General features: G+C 73.9%; 17 protein-coding genes and 1 pseudogene. 4 read left to right on the forward strand and 14 right to left on the reverse strand.

Annotated elements, in window-relative coordinates; translation table 11 throughout:
• Nucleotides 1–40: 40 nt before the first annotated feature.
• The 3 genes from BUE41_RS22625 to BUE41_RS32495 all read right to left on the reverse strand — a co-directional run bounded on the left by BUE41_RS22625 (nt 41) and on the right by BUE41_RS32495 (nt 2093).
• Nucleotides 41–637, reverse strand: a complete 597-nt coding sequence (locus BUE41_RS22625) for a hypothetical protein (RefSeq protein ID WP_073459230.1) — start codon at nt 635–637, stop codon at nt 41–43.
• An 88-nt stretch (nt 638–725) separates the two neighbouring features.
• The gene (locus BUE41_RS29850) at nt 726–1562 is read right to left on the reverse strand and encodes an RDD family protein (protein ID WP_084755637.1); all 837 of its coding nucleotides are present in this window, start codon (nt 1560–1562) and stop codon (nt 726–728) included.
• 408 nt (nt 1563–1970) lie between these two features.
• A complete protein-coding gene (locus tag BUE41_RS32495; protein WP_268794534.1) occupies nt 1971–2093 on the reverse strand; it encodes a hypothetical protein in 123 nt (40 codons plus the stop codon).
• 531 nt (nt 2094–2624) lie between these two features.
• Here BUE41_RS32495 and BUE41_RS31455 point away from each other — a divergent pair.
• A complete protein-coding gene (locus BUE41_RS31455; RefSeq protein WP_200804064.1) occupies nt 2625–2864 on the forward strand; it encodes a hypothetical protein in 240 nt (79 codons plus the stop codon).
• Nucleotides 2865–2987: 123 nt separating this feature from the next.
• On the opposite strand, the gene BUE41_RS32140 is transcribed toward BUE41_RS31455, so the two are convergent.
• Nucleotides 2988–3158: a hypothetical protein gene (locus BUE41_RS32140; RefSeq protein WP_234997487.1), complete on the reverse strand. Its 171-nt coding sequence runs from the start codon at nt 3156–3158 to the stop codon at nt 2988–2990.
• On the opposite strand from BUE41_RS32140, the pseudogene BUE41_RS32990 reads away from it, so the two are divergent.
• Nucleotides 3105–3314: pseudogene (locus BUE41_RS32990) on the forward strand (FCD domain-containing protein); the annotation flags it as partial. The gene BUE41_RS32140 and the pseudogene BUE41_RS32990 overlap by 54 nt on opposite strands.
• Nucleotides 3315–3593: 279 nt before the next feature.
• On the opposite strand, the gene hemB reads toward BUE41_RS32990, so the two are convergent.
• From hemB to BUE41_RS22690, 10 genes are all read right to left on the reverse strand, one after another.
• Nucleotides 3594–4571: a porphobilinogen synthase gene (hemB, locus tag BUE41_RS22645; RefSeq protein WP_073459236.1), complete on the reverse strand. Its 978-nt coding sequence runs from the start codon at nt 4569–4571 to the stop codon at nt 3594–3596.
• A gap of 102 nt (nt 4572–4673) precedes the next feature.
• Complete coding sequence (locus BUE41_RS22650) at nt 4674–5624, reverse strand: hypothetical protein (RefSeq protein WP_234997489.1); 951 nt, start codon at nt 5622–5624, stop codon at nt 4674–4676.
• Nucleotides 5625–5835: 211 nt separating this feature from the next.
• A complete protein-coding gene (locus tag BUE41_RS22655) occupies nt 5836–7377 on the reverse strand; it encodes a bifunctional uroporphyrinogen-III C-methyltransferase/uroporphyrinogen-III synthase (protein WP_073459238.1) in 1542 nt (513 codons plus the stop codon).
• Nucleotides 7378–7380: 3 nt separating this feature from the next.
• Nucleotides 7381–8346 (reverse strand): hydroxymethylbilane synthase, encoded by a 966-nt coding sequence (gene hemC, locus BUE41_RS22660; protein ID WP_073459239.1) that lies wholly within the window; start codon nt 8344–8346, stop codon nt 7381–7383.
• Nucleotides 8343–9692, reverse strand: coding sequence for a glutamyl-tRNA reductase (locus BUE41_RS22665; RefSeq protein ID WP_073459241.1), 1350 nt, complete (start codon nt 9690–9692; stop codon nt 8343–8345). Before BUE41_RS22665 ends, hemC begins: the two co-directional genes overlap by 4 nt.
• A complete protein-coding gene (locus BUE41_RS22670) occupies nt 9689–10450 on the reverse strand; it encodes a redox-sensing transcriptional repressor Rex (RefSeq protein WP_073459243.1) in 762 nt (253 codons plus the stop codon). Before BUE41_RS22670 ends, BUE41_RS22665 begins: the two co-directional genes overlap by 4 nt.
• 415 nt (nt 10451–10865) lie before the next feature.
• Nucleotides 10866–11531, reverse strand: a complete 666-nt coding sequence (locus BUE41_RS22675; RefSeq protein WP_073459245.1) for a fasciclin domain-containing protein — start codon at nt 11529–11531, stop codon at nt 10866–10868.
• A 56-nt stretch (nt 11532–11587) separates the two neighbouring features.
• On the reverse strand, nt 11588–13117 hold the full coding sequence (locus BUE41_RS22680) for a molybdopterin-dependent oxidoreductase (protein ID WP_073459355.1): 1530 nt from the start codon (nt 13115–13117) through the stop codon (nt 11588–11590).
• A 15-nt stretch (nt 13118–13132) separates the two neighbouring features.
• On the reverse strand, nt 13133–13366 hold the full coding sequence (locus BUE41_RS22685) for a glutaredoxin family protein (protein WP_073459247.1): 234 nt from the start codon (nt 13364–13366) through the stop codon (nt 13133–13135).
• A 44-nt stretch (nt 13367–13410) separates the two neighbouring features.
• On the reverse strand, nt 13411–15006 hold the full coding sequence (locus BUE41_RS22690) for an AMP-binding protein (protein WP_234997491.1): 1596 nt from the start codon (nt 15004–15006) through the stop codon (nt 13411–13413).
• Nucleotides 15007–15441: 435 nt separating this feature from the next.
• Here BUE41_RS22690 and BUE41_RS22695 point away from each other — a divergent pair, with 435 nt between their 5' ends.
• Nucleotides 15442–16233 carry a sigma-70 family RNA polymerase sigma factor gene (locus BUE41_RS22695; protein WP_084755642.1) on the forward strand — a complete coding sequence of 264 codons (792 nt, stop codon included), beginning with the start codon at nt 15442–15444 and terminating at the stop codon, nt 16231–16233.
• Between the two features lie 199 nt (nt 16234–16432).
• Nucleotides 16433–17857: a DUF5667 domain-containing protein gene (locus BUE41_RS22700; protein ID WP_073459249.1), complete on the forward strand. Its 1425-nt coding sequence runs from the start codon at nt 16433–16435 to the stop codon at nt 17855–17857.
• The last annotated feature ends 110 nt before the right edge of the window (nt 17858–17967 follow it).

A 17967-nucleotide genomic window follows, 5' to 3' on the forward strand; every position in this document is an offset into this window, starting at 1 on the left:
GTGGTCGGAACGGAGCTGGGGCTACCCACGACCGCCAGTCTCACATCCCGGCTCGGGGCCCGGCGAACCAGGCGGACACCGCGCGGCTGAGCAGCAGCCCGGTACCGATCAACGGCACGACCAGCAGCACCGCGAAGACCATCGAGCCCGAGGTCGCGGTGAGGAACGCCAGCCCCAGCAGGAACCCGATGGTGAGCGCGGCGAGCGCGGTCCGCGCCGCCCGACTGCCGCGGAACGTGAGCCCCACCAGGACGAGGTGGGCGACGGCCAGCGCCAGCGTCACCATCGCGCCGGTGCGCACCACGTCGGTGATCTCCTGCACCGACCACGTCTCCAGCGGGGTGCCGGCCAGCTGCCCCTCGTCGATCGCGCCCTGCACGTTGAGCGGGAGGAAGGTGAGCGCGAGTCCGAGCACGAGCCACGGCAGGGCGCCCAGCGCCAGCAGGCCGAGCGCGACGAGCAGCAGCGGCGGCCGCGGTTCACGGGCCGGCGTGGGCGGGGTGGGCGGCAGGCCGGAGCTCCTCGGCGTGATCGGCTCGCGGTAGGGGTTGTAGACGCCCGGCACGGGCGGCGGCGCCCCGTGGGCGTCGCGCCGGGCGTACGGACCCGGGTACGGCCCGTCGTGCGGGGTGGTCACGCGGTCCAGGGTAAGAGCTGATCGGTGCCGCAGACACGACGGCACCGGCCACGATCGGATGTCGTGACCGGTGCCGGGGCTGCGCGACCTACTGGGCCTTCACCACGATCGTGTTGGTCCACTTGTCGTGGAGCGCCTGCCGCAGCGGCGTGTTCGTGATCACGAAGATGCCGTCGACGATCGTGAAGATCGCGATCACCGGGGTGCTCAGCAGCGACAGCGGGCCGAGGAAGCCGAGCAGGCCGCTGACGATGAACACACCTGCCGGGTAGATCGCTGCCCGCTTCAGCAGCGTCGCCTGGTCGGCGAGCTGCCCGGACGGGGTGACCAGGCGCGTCTTCATGACCATCTTGCCCAGCGTCTGGCCGGAGCGGCCGTGCATGACGACGTCGTACGCGCCGTAGAGCAGACCCGCGACGATGCCCGGCAGCGCCAGCGCCAGCGGCGAGAGCCCGCCGCTGACCGTCCCCGTCGTCGGATCGAACGTGACCGCGGTGAGGAACAGCGCCCCGGCGATCATCGAGACGACGAAGTAGACGACCGCGAACAGGATGTTGTCGATGATGCGGCCGACGAGCCGCTCCCACCACTCGGGGATCGGCCCCGGCGCGCCCGGCGGCACCGGCAGCGGCGCGCCCGGTCCGTAACCCTGGCCGTAGGGCTGCGGGGGCGGCGGTCCGTACCCCTGCTGCGGCGCACCGTAACCGGGTGCCGGCTGCGGCGCGTAACCGGGAGCCGCCTGCTGACCGTACCCGGGCGGCGGCTGCTGCCCGTACCCCGGTGGCGGACCGTAGCCCTGCGGGGACGGGCCGTACCCTGCGGGCGGGCCCTGCTGGTACGGGCCCTGGCCGTAACCCGGCTGGCCGTACCCCTGCCCCGGCGGAGGCTGCTGTCCCGGCCACTGCGGGTCGGAAGGCGACGTCATGCCGCGGAACGTAAGCGGCCTACGCCGTCCGTGTCCAGCACGGCGGCGCAACAACGGTGTGACGCACCGCGCAGCACCACGGTTCGTCCAGCGCACCGATGCCTGGCCTCAGCGCCGCGATTCCGGTGCGGCCCGGTCTCCTGCGGCTCGCGCGGTGGGTGGCGCGGGTGCTCCCGAGCGCGCCGAGCACCTCCGCCCACCGGCCCGGGCCAGGGACCGGTGGGAGGTGCTCGGCGTCGTGCCGCACCCCGCTCAGGAGGCGGTGTCGGGCACACTCGGCGTCGAGGGTGCGACGTGCTCCACCTGCGGGGAGCGCGGCAGGCCGACCATCAGGGAGGCCGCCACGACGAGCAAGGCCCAGGACCTGCGGGAGCGTGCAGGTGCCGGTCGCAGCGCGGATCCCCGCCATCAGCAGGGGGCTCCGGCGTTCCCCGTCGCGATGCCGAGCGCGAGGCCGCGTCCGCGGACGAACCGTTCGTCGACCGTGCGGGTGAAGGCCACGACGGTCGACGCGGCGCCGAACACGTACATCAGCACCCAGATCGTCCGGGTAGGCCCCGCAAGAGGAGCCGGTCATCGACAGCGCGAAGTACGCGAGGGCCATCGACACCAGCGAAAGGGCCGCCGGGACCTTGACGCCGAACCGGTCGACGATGGAACCGATGAAGGGTGCTGTCAGCACCATGATGAGCGAGCCGATCAGCGCCAGGCCGGACGGCGCGGTCCGGCCCCGGCCGAACGCCTTCTCGAGCTCGGGATGAAGAGGCCGTTCGGGTAGTACGGCAGCACTCCGAGGCCGCAACCGATCCCGACAGACGAGGCGAGCAGTGCCGGCCGGCTGAGTACGACCTCCGCGCATTTCCTGCAGGGGAGAGCCCGTGCAGCTCTGCACTCATGCGCGTCTCCAGTGAACGGTGAAGGACCTTCTCGCAGACGCAGGGACGTGCGATGACTGCCTGCGACCCGGTCGCGCGCGCAACGATGCACATGGCCGACCGGAACTGATGCGGCAGCCCGATGCTCAGGTGTTCCCGCCCCATGAGCGTGATCTATGCGGGATCCATGCCTCGGTACGCCCTGCGAGACGATCGCGGAGCACTACCGGGATCGGTCATCGGGATCGCGGCGAGCCCCTGGTCGACGACGTTCCCGAGCTCATTTGCGGCCCACGACGCCGAAGACGTCGACGACGGCGAGATCCGGGGGCGCAGCGCGTTGCCGGAGCTGGCCGCGCGGGTGGCGGCCGGGGAACTGGACCCGTACGCGGCGGCGCACGAGCTGGAACGAGCGGTCGGGATGTGAGCAGCGGGCACCTGAAGCCCTGACTGAAACCCTGAGCCTGGAGGGCAACGAACGGCACTCTCGTCCACTCCGAGTGGACGAGAGTGCCGTTCGTTGCGTTCGTGGGCTGTGTGCGCGCTGTGGTCAGGGTGCGGTGGTGCCCGGCTCAGGCGCACTCCGGGCTTCGGTGAGCGTGCTCCGAGCGCGCAGCCGCTGCGTGATCCGCGGGGCGCCGATGCGCGCGGCGAGGTCCGTGGCTGCGTGGTCGCCGCGCCGCCGGGCGAGGAGCGCCTGGACATCCACCGCGAGTTCCACGCCGCACTCATCCGCCCCGCGGCGAGCAAGTGGGACCTGCGCTTGCTCAGTCCGCTCTGGGACGCTGCCGAGCGGTACACCCGGCTGGTGTTCGACCCCGTCGACTGGAGCGACGACATGAGCGCCGAACGCCATCGAGCCAACCTGGGGTTGATCGCCGCCTGCCGCAGCGACGACCCCACGGAGGTCGAGGCCGAGCTGCGCGCGCACCTGGAGGCGAACCTGAACACGATCGTGCGGCGGCTCAGCCCGGTCGCCTCGACCGGCCTGACATCCTGGCTCGCTCAGGACGACGCTCGGGAAGACACCGCCCGAGCCTGCCCCTGTGGTCGGCGTCCAGCTCGGCGAGGCCGTGCCGCACCAGGTGGTGGCGTACCGAGCGGCGTGTCGGGCAGCGCAGTGGTCTCGACGCTGTACACACCCCCCTGGCCACGCTCAGCGGAGGAGGCGGGTCGCCAGCTCCGTGGCCCAGTAGGTGAGCACGATGTCGGCGCCGGCCCGGCGGATCGCGGTGACCGTCTCCAGGATCGCGCGGTCCCGGTCGAGCCACCCGTTCGTCGCCGCGGCCTCGACCATCGCGTACTCGCCCGACACCTGGTAGGCGGCCACCGGCACGTCGGCGGTCTCGGCGACCGCGCGCAGCACGTCCAGGTAGGACATCGCCGGCTTGACCATGACGATGTCTGCGCCCTCCTCGAGGTCGAGGGCCAGCTCGCGCAGCGCCTCCCGCAGGTTGCCCGGGTCCTGCTGGTAGGTCTTGCGGTCACCCTTGAGCTGGGAGTCGACGGCCTCGCGGAACGGGCCGTAGAACGCCGAAGCGTACTTCGCGGTGTAGGCGAGGATGCCGGTGTCGTGGAACCCGGCCTCGTCCAGCGCCTGCCGGATCACCCCGACCTGGCCGTCCATCATGCCGCTCGGGCCGAGCAGGTGGGCGCCCGCCTCCGCCTGCGCGACCGCCATCCGCGCGTAGACGTCGAGCGTGGCGTCGTTGTCGACCCGGCCGTGCTCGTCCAGCACACCGCAGTGCCCGTGATCGGTGAACTCGTCCAGGCAGGTGTCGGCCATCACGACCGTGTCGTCGCCGACCTCCGCCCGCACGTCGCGCAGGGCCACGTTGAGCACGCCGTCCGGGTCGACGCCGGCCGATCCCGTCGCGTCCCGCTCGGCGGGCACGCCGAACAGCATGATCCCGCCCACGCCAGCAGCGACCGCTTCTGCAGCGGCCTTCCGCAGCGAGTCACGGGTGTGCTGCACGACGCCGGGCATCGACGCGATCGGCACCGGCTCGGTCGCGCCCTCCTTGACGAACAGCGGCAGGACCAGGTGCCGGGGCGCGAGATCGGTCTCCGTGACGAGGCGGCGCAGCGCGGGGGTGGAGCGCAGGCGCCGGGGGCGGTGCAGGGGGAATCCCATGCTGTGACCCTACGCCTGACGCGACGAACGGCACTCTCGTCCACTCGGTGTGGACGAGAGTGCCGTTCGTCGCCTTCGGGCGGCACCACGCCGGGGCTCAGCTCAAGCAGGCACAGCGATCACGTTCGGTCGCGGCCTCGACCAGGCGTGTCGGTACATCGCGCGGAGTTCCGCGAGCACCTCGTCGCGGTTCACCGCGAGCTTGCTCGGCAGGGTGTGCATCACGACGATGCCGGCCGCGGCGAGCGCGGAACGCCGTTCCAGCGTCGTCCGGTAGCCGACGGGATCCGCGTGCCACTCGACGGAGTCGATCTGCCAGGCCAGCGCCACATCGTCGAACCACGCATCGGGCATGGCGAGGAACCGCCCTGTTCCGTCGTAGACCTGCGGGTTCCACACCGGCAGCGGAAGCCCGGAACGGCGGACCAGCTCGCGCGCCTGCGCCTCGGTGACGGAGCGCACTCCGACTCCGATCTCCCGCAGCACGCTGCGCGGCAACGCACTACCGCGGCCGCTGCCCGCTTCCAGCTCGGCGGACAGCTCCATCGCCGTGCACCTGCCGCGCTGCACCACCTCCGCCAGCGTGGCCCGCACCTGGTCCCGATCGGTCAGCCGACGGCTGAGGTCGAGCGCCGCGCGCCCGATCGGGGCCAGTGGCCACCGGCCCGGTGCCGGAACCGGCAGTCGCGACGTTCGCTCGGCCAGCACGCGTCCGGATCCGGAGCGCCGACAGTCCTCGTCGACCAAGACGTGCACCGGACCCCACGGGCTCGGCATCCGTTGCATCCCGTGCAGCTCCAGTGCATCGGCCCCGGTGAGCAGCGCCCCGGCCCCGCAGTAGATCAGCGCAGCCCTGCGCCGGTCATCGCGAGTCGGCGGGCCGTTGGTCAGCTTGACCACGCCGGGCAGGAGCCGACGCCACGGGCCACCGGGCCGGCAGCGCTTCGCGATCGTGCTGCGCGGCAACCCGAGCCGCTCCAACCGGGAAACGTGCACGATGAGGGCACCGCACAGGGCCGCGCATTCCTCCGCGGGGATCTCGTTCCGAGGCACGTGCTCGATGGTGCGGCGTACGGAGCGCCGCCCCCGATGATCTTGAGATCTGTGGATGGCCGAGGGCCGATGTGGACAACTGGCGGTTGCTTCGCCGCCCCGAATGCAACGAACGGCACTTTGGTCCACTCTGAGTAGACGAAAGTGCCGTTCGTTGCGTCGGGGCTGTGGGATCCCGCCTCCGGGCACCGGGCGGGCGGGACCTGTCACCTCAGCGCCGCCGCGCCTTCACCTTCCGCGGCGGAGGCAGGGCACCCTCGGCCCGCAGCTTCGCCGCGTGCGCCGCGAGGGCGTCGACGAGCAGGGGCACACGCGGCTGCTCCGGCTGCACGTCGACGCGCAGGCCGAACTCGCGGGCGGTCTCGGCGGTCGCCGGGCCGATGCACGCCACGATGGTGCGCGCGTGCGGTTTGCCCGCGATGCCGACGAGGTTGCGCACGGTCGACGAGCTGGTGAAGCACACCGCGTCGAAACCACCGGTCTTGATCGCCTCGCGGATCGGGGCGGGCGGCGGGGCCGCGCGCACCGTGCGGTAGGCGGTGACGTCGTCGATCTCCCAGCCGCGCTCGCGCAGACCGGCGGACAGCGTCTCGGTGGCGATGTCCGCGCGCGGCAGCAGCACCCGGTCGACCGGGTCGAGCACGTCGTCGTATGGCGGGAAGATCTGCAGCAGGCCCTCGGACGAGGCCTCGGCCGGGGACGTCTCGTTCGGCACGAGCTCCGGGTTGATGCCGAACGCGCGCACGGCGTCGGCGGTGGCCGAGCCCACGCAGGCGATCTTGACGCCGGAGAACGCGCGGGCGTCGAGGCCGAACTCGCCGAACTTCTCCCACACGGCGCGGACGGCGTTCGTGCTGGTGAACACCACCCACTGGTAGCGGCCGTCGACGAGGCCCTTGACCGCGCGCTCCATCTGCGCGGGTGAGCGCGGCGGCTCGACGGCGATCGTGGGCACCTCCTCGGCGGTGGCGCCGTGGATCGCCAGGCGCTCGGTCATCACCCCGGCCTGGTCCTTGGTGCGCGGCACGAGCACGCGCCAGCCGTACAGCGCGCGCGACTCCCACCACGACAGCTCGCCGCGCCGCGCGACCGGCTCGCCGATGGTGACCACCAGCTGGCCCTCGAGCTCGCCACCGGCGGCCGCCAGCTGCGCGACCGTGGTCTCGACGGTCTTCTGCGTGGTGAACGTGCCGTTCACGGTGATCGCGGCGGGGGTCTGCCCGTCGACGCCGTTCTCGGTCAGCCCGGTGGTGATCTCCGCCAGGTGCGCTGCGGTGGCGTGCAGCACCCGGACGCCGGGCGCGGCGGCGAGCGCGGCCCAGTCGACGCCGGCGCGCACGTCGATCTCCACGTGCGCCGAGCCGACGGGCACACCCGCGTAAGCGGGCACGGCCGTGCCGGCGGGCACGCCGGGCACGACGTCGAACGGGACACCGGACTTCGACACGGCGGCGGCCTCGGCGACGACCGAGTCGGTGGACATCGGGTCGCCGGTCACCAAGCGGACGACGGTGCGGCCGTCGGCCGCGGCGGCGACCAGGTCGCGGGCGACGTCCTCGGGCTCACCGACGGCGGGCCGGACGTCGGCGCCCTCGGCGGCGAGCGCGAGCACCGGCGACGGCACGTCGACGTCGTGGACGACGACGGGCGCGGTGGTCAGCGCCGTCCGGGCACGGACGGTCAGCAGGCCGGGGTCGCCGGGGCCGGTGCCGACGAAGGCCACCCGTCCCGGGGGTGCGGTTGGTGCAGTCATCTTCTAGGGAGCTCCCGATCCAGAGGTCCTCGTTGGCGGTCCCGACGGCAACGCGTCGCCGCCCAGGTCGAGCAGCTCGGCGGCCAGTGCCGCGCCGAGCTTCTCGGCGTCGTCCATCTCTCCGGTGACGGAGGCGCGCAGCAGCGCCCCGTCGACGGTGCCGACCACGCCCCGCAGCGAGAGGCGGTCGACCGGCCGGCCGTCGTCGTCCAGATCGGACACGACGTCGGCGAGTGCGCCGATCGGCGCGCTGCAGTCGGCCTCGAGCCCCGCCAGCAGGGCTCGCTCGGCGGCGACGGCCGCCCGGGTGTAGGGATCCTCCAGTGCCGCGGCGAGCCGGCCGACCAGCTCGACGTCGGTGACGCGGCACTCCACGGCCAGCGCACCCTGCGCCGGTGCGGGCAGCACCTGCAGCGGGTCGATCAGCTCGCTGGCCTCGTCGATCCGGCCCAGCCTGCGCAGGCCGGCGGCCGCGACGACGACGGCGTCCAACTCCCCCGAGGTGACCTTCCCGATCCGCGTGTCGACGTTGCCGCGGATCGGGACCACCTCGATGCCCAGGCCGAGTGCCTGCAGCTGCGCGGTGCGCCGGGGCGACCCGGTGCCGACGCGGGCGCCCTGCGGCAGCTCGCCGAGCACGAGCCGGTCGCGGGCCACGAGCGCGTCGCGCGGGTCCTCCCGGGGAGGCACCGCGGCCAGCACCAGCCGGGGGTCCGGGGCGCTGGGGAGGTCCTTGTACGAGTGCACGGCGACGTCCACCTCGCCCGCGGCGAGGGCGTCGCGCAGCGTGGAGACGAACACCCCGACGCCGACCTCGGGGATCGGCGCCGACGAGCGGTCGCCCGGGGTGGTGATCTCGACCAGCTCGGTCTCGATGCCCGCGGCCCGCAGCCGCTCGGCCACGAGCCCGGTCTGGGCGACGGCGAGCCGGCTGGCCCGGGTGCCGATGCGCAGCTTCTCGTGGTTCATCGGCGATCCTCGCGATCGGGCCGGTTCTCCAGCGCGGCCAGCACGTCGCCGCTGCGCTGCGCGGCGACGGCGGCGGGCACCTGCGGGTCAAGCTCGAACAGGATGCGCAGCGCCTGCGCGTAGGTGTCGCCGTCCGGGCCCTCGGCGAGCCGTTTGACCTGGACTGTGGGGGTGTGCAGCAGCTTGTCGACGACGCGGTGCACGCTCTTGGCGAACTCGGCGCGCACCTTCTCGTCGAGGTCGGGCAGCCGCGAGTTCAGCCGCAGCAGCTCGCTGTCGATCACCTCGGCGGCCCGCTTGCGCAGCGCGGTCACCGTGGGGGTGACCTCGGCGGAGCGCTGGGCCGCGAGGAACGCCTGCGCCTCCTCGGCGACGATCTCCTGTGCCATGGCGACGGACGCACCGCGGCCGCCCGCGGACAGCCGCTGCTGCAGCGTCGCGAGGTCGACGACGGTCACCCCGGGCAGCTCCCCCACGGCGTGCTCGACGTCGCGGGGCAGGCCGAGGTCGCACACGACCAGCGGACGGCCGGAACGGTCGCCGACCTCGGCGGGCCCCACCACGCTGCCCACGGCGCCGGTGCACGCGACGAGCAGGTCGGCGCCGGCCAGCTCCGCGGTGAGCTCGTCGAGCCCGCCGGAGCGCGCCGGGGTGCCGTTCTCGCGGGTGATCTCGGCGAGCCGGTCCGCGCGGTCGGTGCTGCGGTTGAGCACGACGATCTCGCTCGCGCCCGCCCGCCGCAGGTGGGCCGCGGCGAGCGAGCCCATCGCGCCCGCGCCGACCAGCACCGCGCGGACGCCGGCGAGCGACCCGCCGAGCGCGGTCGCGGCGTCGGCCAGCGCCTCGGACACCACCGAGGCGCCCGCGGCGTCGATGCCGGTGCGCGAGTGCACGAGCTTGCCGACGTGCAGCGCGTGCTGGGACAGCTCGTGCAGCACCCGGCCCGCGGTGCCCAGCTCCTTCGCGGTGGCGTACGCCGCGCGCAGCTGGCCGAGGATCTGCGCCTCGCCGACCACCATCGAGTCGAGCCCGGCGGCGACGGCGAACAGGTGCTGCACGGCCGAGCCCGCGTAGTGCACGTAGAGGTGCTTGGTCAACTCGGTCACCGGCACGCCGGCGTGCCGGGCCAGCACCTCGCTCACGTCGGCGAGCCCGCCGTGGAACGCGTCGACGACGGCGTAGGTCTCGATGCGGTTGCACGTCGAGAGCAGCACGACCTCCGAGATGTGCGCGCTGCGCAGCATCTCGTCGAGCAGCTTCGGCACGTCCTCCGCGCCGACAGCGGCCCGCTCCAACACGCCGACCGGGGCGCTGCGGTGCGACATCCCGACGACCAGCACGCTCACTGCAGGAGCCCTCCGGTTCCGTTCACTGTGTGGCCGTTGACCCCGGCCCCGGTGTTCGCCTCGGTGGAGGCGTTGGCCTCCAGGTGCCGGCGGGCCACGTGGAAGGCGAGGATCTGCAGCTCGACGGCCAGGTCCACCTTGCGCACCTCGACCTCGTCGGGGACCTGGAGCACGACGGGCGCGAAGTTGAGGATGCTGCGCACACCCGCGGACACCAGCTGATCGCACACGCCCTGCGCGGCCGGGCCCGGGGTGGCGATGATGCCGATGGTGACCTTGCGCTCGGCGCACACGCGCGGGATCTCGCGCACGTGCTCGACGACGATGCCGTTGATGCGGATGCCGACCAGGTCGGGGTCGATGTCGAACAGCGCGGTGACCGGGAAGCCGGTACCGGCGAAGCCCCCGTACCCGGCGAGCGCGTGCCCGAGGTTGCCGACGCCGACCAGCGCGACGGACTGGGCGTGGTTCTGGCCCAGCGCCTCCTCCAGCTGGTGGCGCAGCGGCGCGATCTCGTAGCCGACACCCCGGGTGCCGTACGAACCGATGTAGGACAGGTCCTTGCGCAGCTTCGCGGGGTTGACGCCGGTGGCCACGGCGAGCTCCTCGCTCGACACCGTCTCGGCGCCCTGCTCGGCCAGCTCGCGCAGCATGCGCAGGTAGACCGCGAGCCGGGCGACGCTGGCCTCGGGGATGGCCCGCCGCGTGGCGGTGGCACCCTCTGCGGGACCCTGTGCGGGATCCGGCGGCGCAGTCACGTCTGTCTCCTCGCTCGGCTGGGCCGTGGGCGGGCGCAGCGGCGCGTGGGGCCGCTCGTCCCGGGGCCGTCAGTCCCCGAGAGAACGGGGGGGTTGACGGCGGCTGCAGAACACGGTAGCCGCTTGTGAAGACACGCACAAAGTTGCGATCTTGGTCGAGAGCGTGCTCACGCCGCGGCCCCTCCGCAGGCGGAACCGGTGGGCGCCGGGGACGGGCCGTTCGGCGCACCCGGCGCGCGGGCGCCGGACCTCGGGCATCACCCCGTTCGCCTCTCGACGCGAGCCGGGAGCCGATGGTGCGCGGCGGACCGCCGCCGGGCACCGGACACCGCCGAACGGTGCATGCGGCGTGCGGTCGACGTCACGTCCTCCCTCAGTACGTCGTTCCCTGACTCACGCCGATCGCCCGGCGCCGTCATTCCTTCGGCAGCAGCACCTTGTCGATCACGAACACGGTGGCGTTCGCGGTCGGGATGTTGCCGCAGAGGACGGCCGCGGCGGTGCCGGCCGGGCCGGTGATCGTCGGCGCCTGCGCGGTGCCGCCGACGGTGAGCTCGGCGCCGCCCATCGACATCACCGTCTGCTCGGCGACGAGCCCGCTCGCGTCGTAGCGGGTGCCGACGACGTGCAGGGTGAGGAGAGCGCTCAGCGCGTCGGTGTCCGCGAGCAGCTCGGCGTACTCGGCCTCGCCCAGCTCGGCGCGCAGCGCCACGAACGCGGTGTCGGCGGGCGCGAAGACGGTGACGGCCTTCTGCTGGTCCAGCGCGGAGCCCAGCCCGGTGGCCCGCACGACGGTGGTCAGCGCGGACAGCTGCGGGTTGTCGGCGGCCGCGGTCGCGACCGGCCGCTCGGCCATGGCGGTGAGCGAGCCGGGGGCCTCGCCCTGCGGCAGCAGGCCGCACGCCGGGCCGAACACCTGGGCGGTCGTCGTCTCTCCGGTGGCGGCGGGCGGGGCGGTGGTGGCGGGGGCCGCCGGCGTGGGGGCCGGTGCGGGCGCGGGGCTCGCGTCGGCGCAGGCGGCGAGCGCGAGCGCGGCGGCGACGGCGGCGCCGAGGACGGTGATGCGCTGGATCTTCCGCACCCGCCGATCCTGCCAAGCCGCGGCCCGGTCCGCCGCGCTCAGCCCATCCACACCGCTCAGCCCGTGAACACGACGACGGCCGGCCACCCGGTGGCCCCGTCGGGCAGCGGATCGGCCGTCTCCTCGGTCTGCACGACCCCCCGGGCGTCGGTGGCGCGGGCCTCGACCCGGTGCTCGCCGGGCGGGAGGACGACCGTCGTGCGCCACATCCGCCAGGTGTCGCGGCTGACCTCGGCCGACAGCTCCGCCTCCTGCCACGGGCCGCCGTCCACGCGCACCTCCACGCGGGAGATGCCGGTGTGCTGCGCCCACGCGGTGCCCGCGACCACGACTGGCCCCGCCGGTGGCCGGTCGACCCCGGGCCGCGGGCGGTCGATGCGGCACCCGGTCTTGATCGGGCCGCGCTCGGCCCAGCCGCGCTGCAGCCAGTACGACTGCTGCCCGACGAAGGTGGTGGCCTCCAGCTCGACGACCCACTTGGTGGCCGACACGTAGCCGTACAGGCCGGGCACGACCATCCGCACCGGGAACCCGTGCTGAGGCGGCAGCGCCTCCCCGTTCATCCCGACGGCCAGCAGCGCGCCACGATCGGGCTCCAGCAGCACGTCCAGCGGGGTGCCGGTGTACCAGCCGTCGGCGCTGCGGCTGAACAGCTGGTCGGCACCGGGCCGGACACCGGCCTCCAGCAGCAGCGGGCGCAGCTCGACGCCGGTCCAGCGGGCCGTGGAGATCAGGTCACCGCCGACCGGGTTGGAGACGCAGGCGAGCGTGACGTCCCGCTCGACCAGCGGTCGGCTCATCAGGTCGGCGAAGGTCAGCGTCAGCTCGCGCTCGACCATCCCGTGCAGCCGCAGCGACCAGTCCGCCGCCTGCAACGACGGCACCCGCAGGGCGACGTCGATCCGGTAGAACTGCGCGTTCGGCGTCAGGAAGGACGGTGTACCGCTCTCCCTGAAGTCGGCGAGCGGCGGCAGCGCGGGGGCGGTGGCGACCGGCGCGGCGCGCAGCATCGCGGTGACGTCGGCCCGCGAGTTCACCGCCGGGCGGCCCAGTGCCCAGCCGCCCACTCCCCCGGCGAGCGCCGCGAGCCCGACGCCGCCCGCCGCACCGGCCAGCACCGCCCGCCGCGACGGCCCGTCGGCCGCCGGTTCACCCGGTGCGGAGACGAGCCCGTGCAGCCACCGGAACACGCCGATCCCGGTCCCCAGCGCCACGAGCGGGGTGACCAGGTCCAGCAGGGCGAACGTGGGCGAGAACAGCACCGCCGCGAACCCCGTGAGGCCCAGCCCGATCAGCACCCGGACGCCGGGCTGCGGCGCCGAACGGGAGAGCAGGCCGGCAACGGCCGCCGCCACGAGCAGGACGACGCCCACCCCGAGCTGGAGCACCAGCTTGTCCCGTTCGGGCCCGAGCGCCTCGCCGAACCGCACCAGCCACGCCGGCGCCAGCCGCACCACCGCGTCGGAGACGGCGAGCAGGGGCGCCGAACCCGGCCCGAGCAGGCCGGCGACCAGCTGCCCCGCACCGACCGCCGCTGCTACCGCCAGCACGCCGACGAGGGCGGCGACCGGCCGGGAGATGCGCATCACCCCATCTTCGGGTCAGACCAGTGCGGCGCGGAAGCGCTCCTCCTCGACGCGCCAGTAACCGTGCTCCTTGCCGTCGATCGCGATCACCGGGACCCGGTCGCCGTACTCCGCGCGCAGCTCGGGATCGGTGTCGACGTCGACGACCTCCCACTCGACGCCCAGCTCGCCGCAGATCCGCTCGACGTCCTGCTCCGCGGTGACGCAGAGGCCGCAGCCGCTGCGCGTGTAGACGGTCACCTTGTGCACGGCCCCATCATCCTCGCCCCACCGTCCCCGCCGAGAGCGCCGGCTCAGCGGTTGCCGCCGGCCAGCACCCGCCGGGCGACCTTGCCGGTGGGCGTGCGCGGCAGCGCCTCGGCGAACTCGATCACTGCGGGCACCTTGAACCGGGCGAGCCGGGTGGCGCAGTGCGCCCGCACCGAAGCCTCGGTCAGCTCGGCATCCGGCTTGCGCACCACGACGGCCTTGACGACCTCGCCGAGCCGCTCGTCGGGCGCGCCGACCACCGCCGCCTCGGCGACCCCGTCGAGCTCGGCGAGCACCTGCTCCACCTCGCGCGGGAACACGTTGAACCCGCTCACGATCACCACGTCCGACGCGCGGTCGACCAGGTGCAGGTCGCCGTCGGCGTCGAGGAAGCCCACGTCGGCGGTGCGGAACCAGCCGTCGGCGTCGGGGCCGCCGGTGCGGTCCGGCCAGTAGCCGGAGAACAGGTTCGGCCCGCGCAGCGCGACGCGCCCGGTGTCGTCGGCCGGGTCGTCGGCCCACTCGTCCCAGTCGACGCCCGCGTCCTGCGCCGGCGCGATCGACTCCAGCGGCCGCCCCTCGGCGTCGACCAGCCGCAGCTCGATGCCCGGCAGCACCCGCCCGACCGAGCCCGGCTTCGGCGGCCGGTCGAAGGCGTTGCTGGTGACGACCGGCCCCGCCTCGGTCAGCCCGTACGCCTCGACGATCCACAGGCCGGTCGCCTCGTGGAAGGCGGTGAGCCACTCCGGGGGCAGCGGCGCGCCGCCCGAGGTGCACACCCGCAGGCCCGCGGTGGCCGACCGCAGCCGCTCGCCGGGCAGGTCCAGAAGCGCGCGGTACATCGACGGCACCCCGGCGAGCGCGCTGATCCGCTCGGCGACGAGCACGTCGAGGACCGTCTCGGCGTCGGGGTTGTCGGCGAGGACGACGGTCGCGCCGGACCAGCACACCTGCAGCACGCCGGCCGCGAACCCGAGCACGTGGAACAGCGGCATCGTCAGCAGCACCCGGTCGACCGGGGTCACCGGGGACGGCCGCAGAGCGGCGGCCTGAGCCCGGTTGGCGAGCACCGCGCGGTGCGACAGGCAGACGCCGCGCGGGGTGCCGGTGGTGCCGGACGTGTAGATCAGCAGGGCGACGTCCTCGGGGTCGCCGGCAGTCCGAATCACAGCGTTGTCATTTGGCTCCGCGAGCGGACCGCTCGGCGCGCCGGCGGCCGGCGGACCGAGCACTGCGGCCCCCACAGCGGCTGCGCTGCCGACCGCCGCGTCGTCACCCTCCGCAGTCACCACGACCTTCGGACGGCAGTCGCCGAAGACGATGTCGAGCTCTCTGCGGACGGCCACCGCTCCGACCGGCACGGCGATCGCGCCGGCGCGCAGCGCCCCCAGCACGGAGATGCAGAAGCCCGCGCCGCCGCGCAACCGCACGACGACCCGTTCCCCGGGGAGCGCGCCGGCCGCCCGCAGCCGCAGCGCCTCCGCGTCGACCGCGGCGTCGAGCGCTGCCCACGTGATCCTGTTCCCGCTGGTCACATCGATGATCGCGAGGTGATCGGGAGTGCGCGCCGCTGCGGCGGAGACGAGATCGGCGATCAGCTCGGGCCGGCCGTCGGCGGGAGGGGTTGGCGTGCGGTCCACGGTGCTCCAGTGGTCATCGGCGGTGGCGTCCGGGCACTCGGATCCATCCGAGTCTGTCATGTGCGACGGACGGTGCCGAGTGCGTCGACCGGTCGGTCGCGACACGCCGACACGCCCCATTCGTTACGTTGACCGCGCGTAGTCAGCCGCTCACCGGAACGAACCGGCGAAGGGGCGCTGCTCCGTCCCTCCCGACACCTCCCCGCCCGTATGCTCCGCCGCTACAGACAGTTCGACGCGACGACGCTCCGGGACGTCGCACCGACTCACCCGAGGGAGTGGCATGCAGCCTCTGTGCAGAGCACCGCGAGCCGATCCTCGGCGTGGTGACCGGCACCCTTGCGAAACCGACCCGGAGTCATGACTCGCCCGATGCGACCGCACCGGCTTCTCCGCACCGACACCACCCGTACCCCGGCGGGTGGGGAGGTTCCGATGACACCGACGACCGCAGCACCGGTCGGGCCACCCCAGGGCTCGGTCGGCTCGCCCCGGAAGTCCGTCCCCGGCGGCCCCGCGCTCCCCCGCCCCCGGGCCGCCGCGTACTCGCCCAACGGCCGCGCCGGCGCCGCGGTTCCCGAGCAGGCCGATCCCGCCGCCGAGTACGCCGATCCCGCGGTGCCGTTCCCGCAGCCGAACCTCCCCGCCGACGAGGTCGACACCGCAGCCGGCGACGTGGAGTCGACCGGCGGCTGGACGCTGGTCAAGGCGGCGCAGAACGGCGACATGGACGCCTTCGGCCAGCTGTTCGACCGCTACTACGACGTCGTCTTCCGCTTCGTCCTGTTCCGGGTCGGCGACCGCACCCTGGCGGAGGACCTGACCTCGGAGACGTTCGTCCGCGGCCTGCGGCGCATCAGCTCGGTCAGCTACATGGGCCGCGACATCGGCGCGTGGTTCATCACGATCGCCCGCAACCTGATCTTCGACCACGTGAAGTCCAGCCGGTACCGGCTGGAGCACGCCACGAGCGACCTCGTGGAGCTCTCGCCCACCACGAGCGGGCCGGAGCAGCAGGTGCTCGACGGGGCGACCAACGAGGAGCTGCTGCGCTGCGTCCGCAAGCTCAACCCCGACCAGCAGGAGTGCATCCAGCTGCGCTTCCTGCAGGGGCTCTCGGTCGCCGAGACGGCCCAGATCATGGACCGCAACGAGGGCGCCGTGAAGGCGCTGCAGCACCGCGCCGTCCGGCGGCTCGCGCAACTCCTTCCGGAGGGGTTGCGATGACCGGTTCAAGGACCATCGCCGAGGTTGCCCCGATCGTTACGCGAGCGACGAATGAACGACTCGATGCGGTGAACGGTCTTCAGCCCGTAACCTCTGCGACCGCGGTTCGTTGTGCGGATGGACGACGAAGGTTCGGGCACCCGCAGCAACCGCGCGCAGGTGCGCCGACGAGCGCGAGACTGCAGTGAGGACGGCAAACATGCCCGCCGGACGGGGCAACGACGCAGAGCGGTTCGCCGCGGCGCTGGAGCAGGGGCGATCCCCCGACTCCATCGACGCCGAACTCGCTCGCGAACTCGAGATCGTGGCGATGCTGCGCGCCGCGGGATCGGCCTTCGCGCCGGATCCCGCGTCGAAGGCGCGGGCTCGCGCCCGGGTCCTCGCGGCGCTCGCCGCCGACAGCGGGGCGGCGGGCGCCGCGCCGACGGCTGCGGAGACGACCTCCCGGATCGCCGACCTCCACCCGGAGTCGGACACCGAGGTCACCTCCCGGATCGCGCCCGTCGTCGAGCCCGACCTGGACGCCGAGCCCGTCACCGACACCGAGCCCGTCACCGACACCGAGCCCGTCACCGACACCGAGGACGAGCAGGCCGACGACCGGACCGACGCCGAATCCGCGGCGCAGCCGCACGTAGCGACCCGCAGCGCGGCCGGGCGCTCGCGCAGCCGCCGCTCGGGCCGGCACGTCCTGCCCAGCCGGCCGGCCCGCGGCGGGGGCGCAGCCCGCCGCCGCAACCCGCTGCGCCGGATGGCCGTCACGGCGTCGGCGGCCTTCCTGGCGATCGTCGCGATCGCGGGCGGCGGCATGTTCGCCAGCCGCGACGCGCTGCCCGGCGACGCGCTCTACGGGATCAAGCGGGTCGCGGAGTCGGCCGGCACCGCGCTCACCTTCGACCAGAACGCGCGCGCCCAGCGGCACCTGGCGCTGGCGACCACCCGGCTCAACGAGGTGGAGCAGCTGGCGAAGACCTCGGTCGCACAGGCCGATCCCGCCCTGGTGAGCGGGGCGATCATGGACTTCGACGCCGCCACGGGCGAGGGCTCGAGCCTGATCCTCACCGAGGACGACGCGCACGACCCGGCGCGGCTGGCCGATCTGCAGGCCTGGGCGGCCGAGCAGGTGAGCAGGCTGTCCGCGCTGCGGTCGGAGCTGCCGGCGTCGGCGCAGGCCGAGGTCGACCGCTCCATCCAGCTGCTCGACCAGCTGCGCCGTCGAGCGGCCGCGCTGCTGGAGCGGGTGTACTGCGAGGACGTCACCTCGGGCGACGCCGACCAGCTCGGCCCGATCCCGGCGACGACCGACTGCGACTACGCCGACGACGGCTCGCCGCGCGGGGCCGGCCGGCCGAGCTACGGGTCGTCCCACGACGACGAGTACGACGACGACCCCACTGCGGGACCGGACGGGCTGCTGCCGGACCTCCTGGACGACGACGAGACCACCACGGCGGCGAGCACCGACGAGGCGGACGAGGACACGTCCGCCTCGTCGAGCAGCACGCCCAGCTCGGCGCCGACCGGCTCCTCGTCGATCAACGTGCCGCTGCCGCTGCCGCTGCTGCCGCCGATCAACCTGCCGCCGCTGTTGCCGGGTGGCCGCGGCATCACCATCGGCGGCTGACCAACCCGAGCCACCCGGTGGGCGCGGCCGTCGCGCAAACCCCGCGGCGGCCGCGGCCGCTCCTACTAGGCTGGGTGGCGCTGGAGGAACCGGTCGGAAGGGCCGCAGGT

Origin of the sequence: Pseudonocardia thermophila (assembly GCF_900142365.1) — a bacterium.
Taxonomy (GTDB): domain Bacteria; phylum Actinomycetota; class Actinomycetes; order Mycobacteriales; family Pseudonocardiaceae; genus Pseudonocardia; species Pseudonocardia thermophila.

Coding starts and splice junctions, on each gene's coding strand:
- BUE41_RS29850 (WP_084755637.1), bottom strand. CDS start 1,562: ATGACGTCGCCTTCCGACCCGCAGTGGCCGGGACAGCAGCCTCCGCCG.
- BUE41_RS32495 (WP_268794534.1), bottom strand. CDS start 2,093: ATGTACGTGTTCGGCGCCGCGTCGACCGTCGTGGCCTTCACCCGCACG.
- BUE41_RS31455 (WP_200804064.1), top strand. CDS start 2,625: ATGCCTCGGTACGCCCTGCGAGACGATCGCGGAGCACTACCGGGATCG.
- hemB (WP_073459236.1), bottom strand. CDS start 4,571: ATGGGATTCCCCCTGCACCGCCCCCGGCGCCTGCGCTCCACCCCCGCG.
- BUE41_RS22655 (WP_073459238.1), bottom strand. CDS start 7,377: ATGACTGCACCAACCGCACCCCCGGGACGGGTGGCCTTCGTCGGCACC.
- hemC (WP_073459239.1), bottom strand. CDS start 8,346: ATGAACCACGAGAAGCTGCGCATCGGCACCCGGGCCAGCCGGCTCGCC.
- BUE41_RS22680 (WP_073459355.1), bottom strand. CDS start 13,117: ATGCGCATCTCCCGGCCGGTCGCCGCCCTCGTCGGCGTGCTGGCGGTA.
- BUE41_RS22695 (WP_084755642.1), top strand. CDS start 15,442: ATGACACCGACGACCGCAGCACCGGTCGGGCCACCCCAGGGCTCGGTC.
- BUE41_RS22700 (WP_073459249.1), top strand. CDS start 16,433: ATGCCCGCCGGACGGGGCAACGACGCAGAGCGGTTCGCCGCGGCGCTG.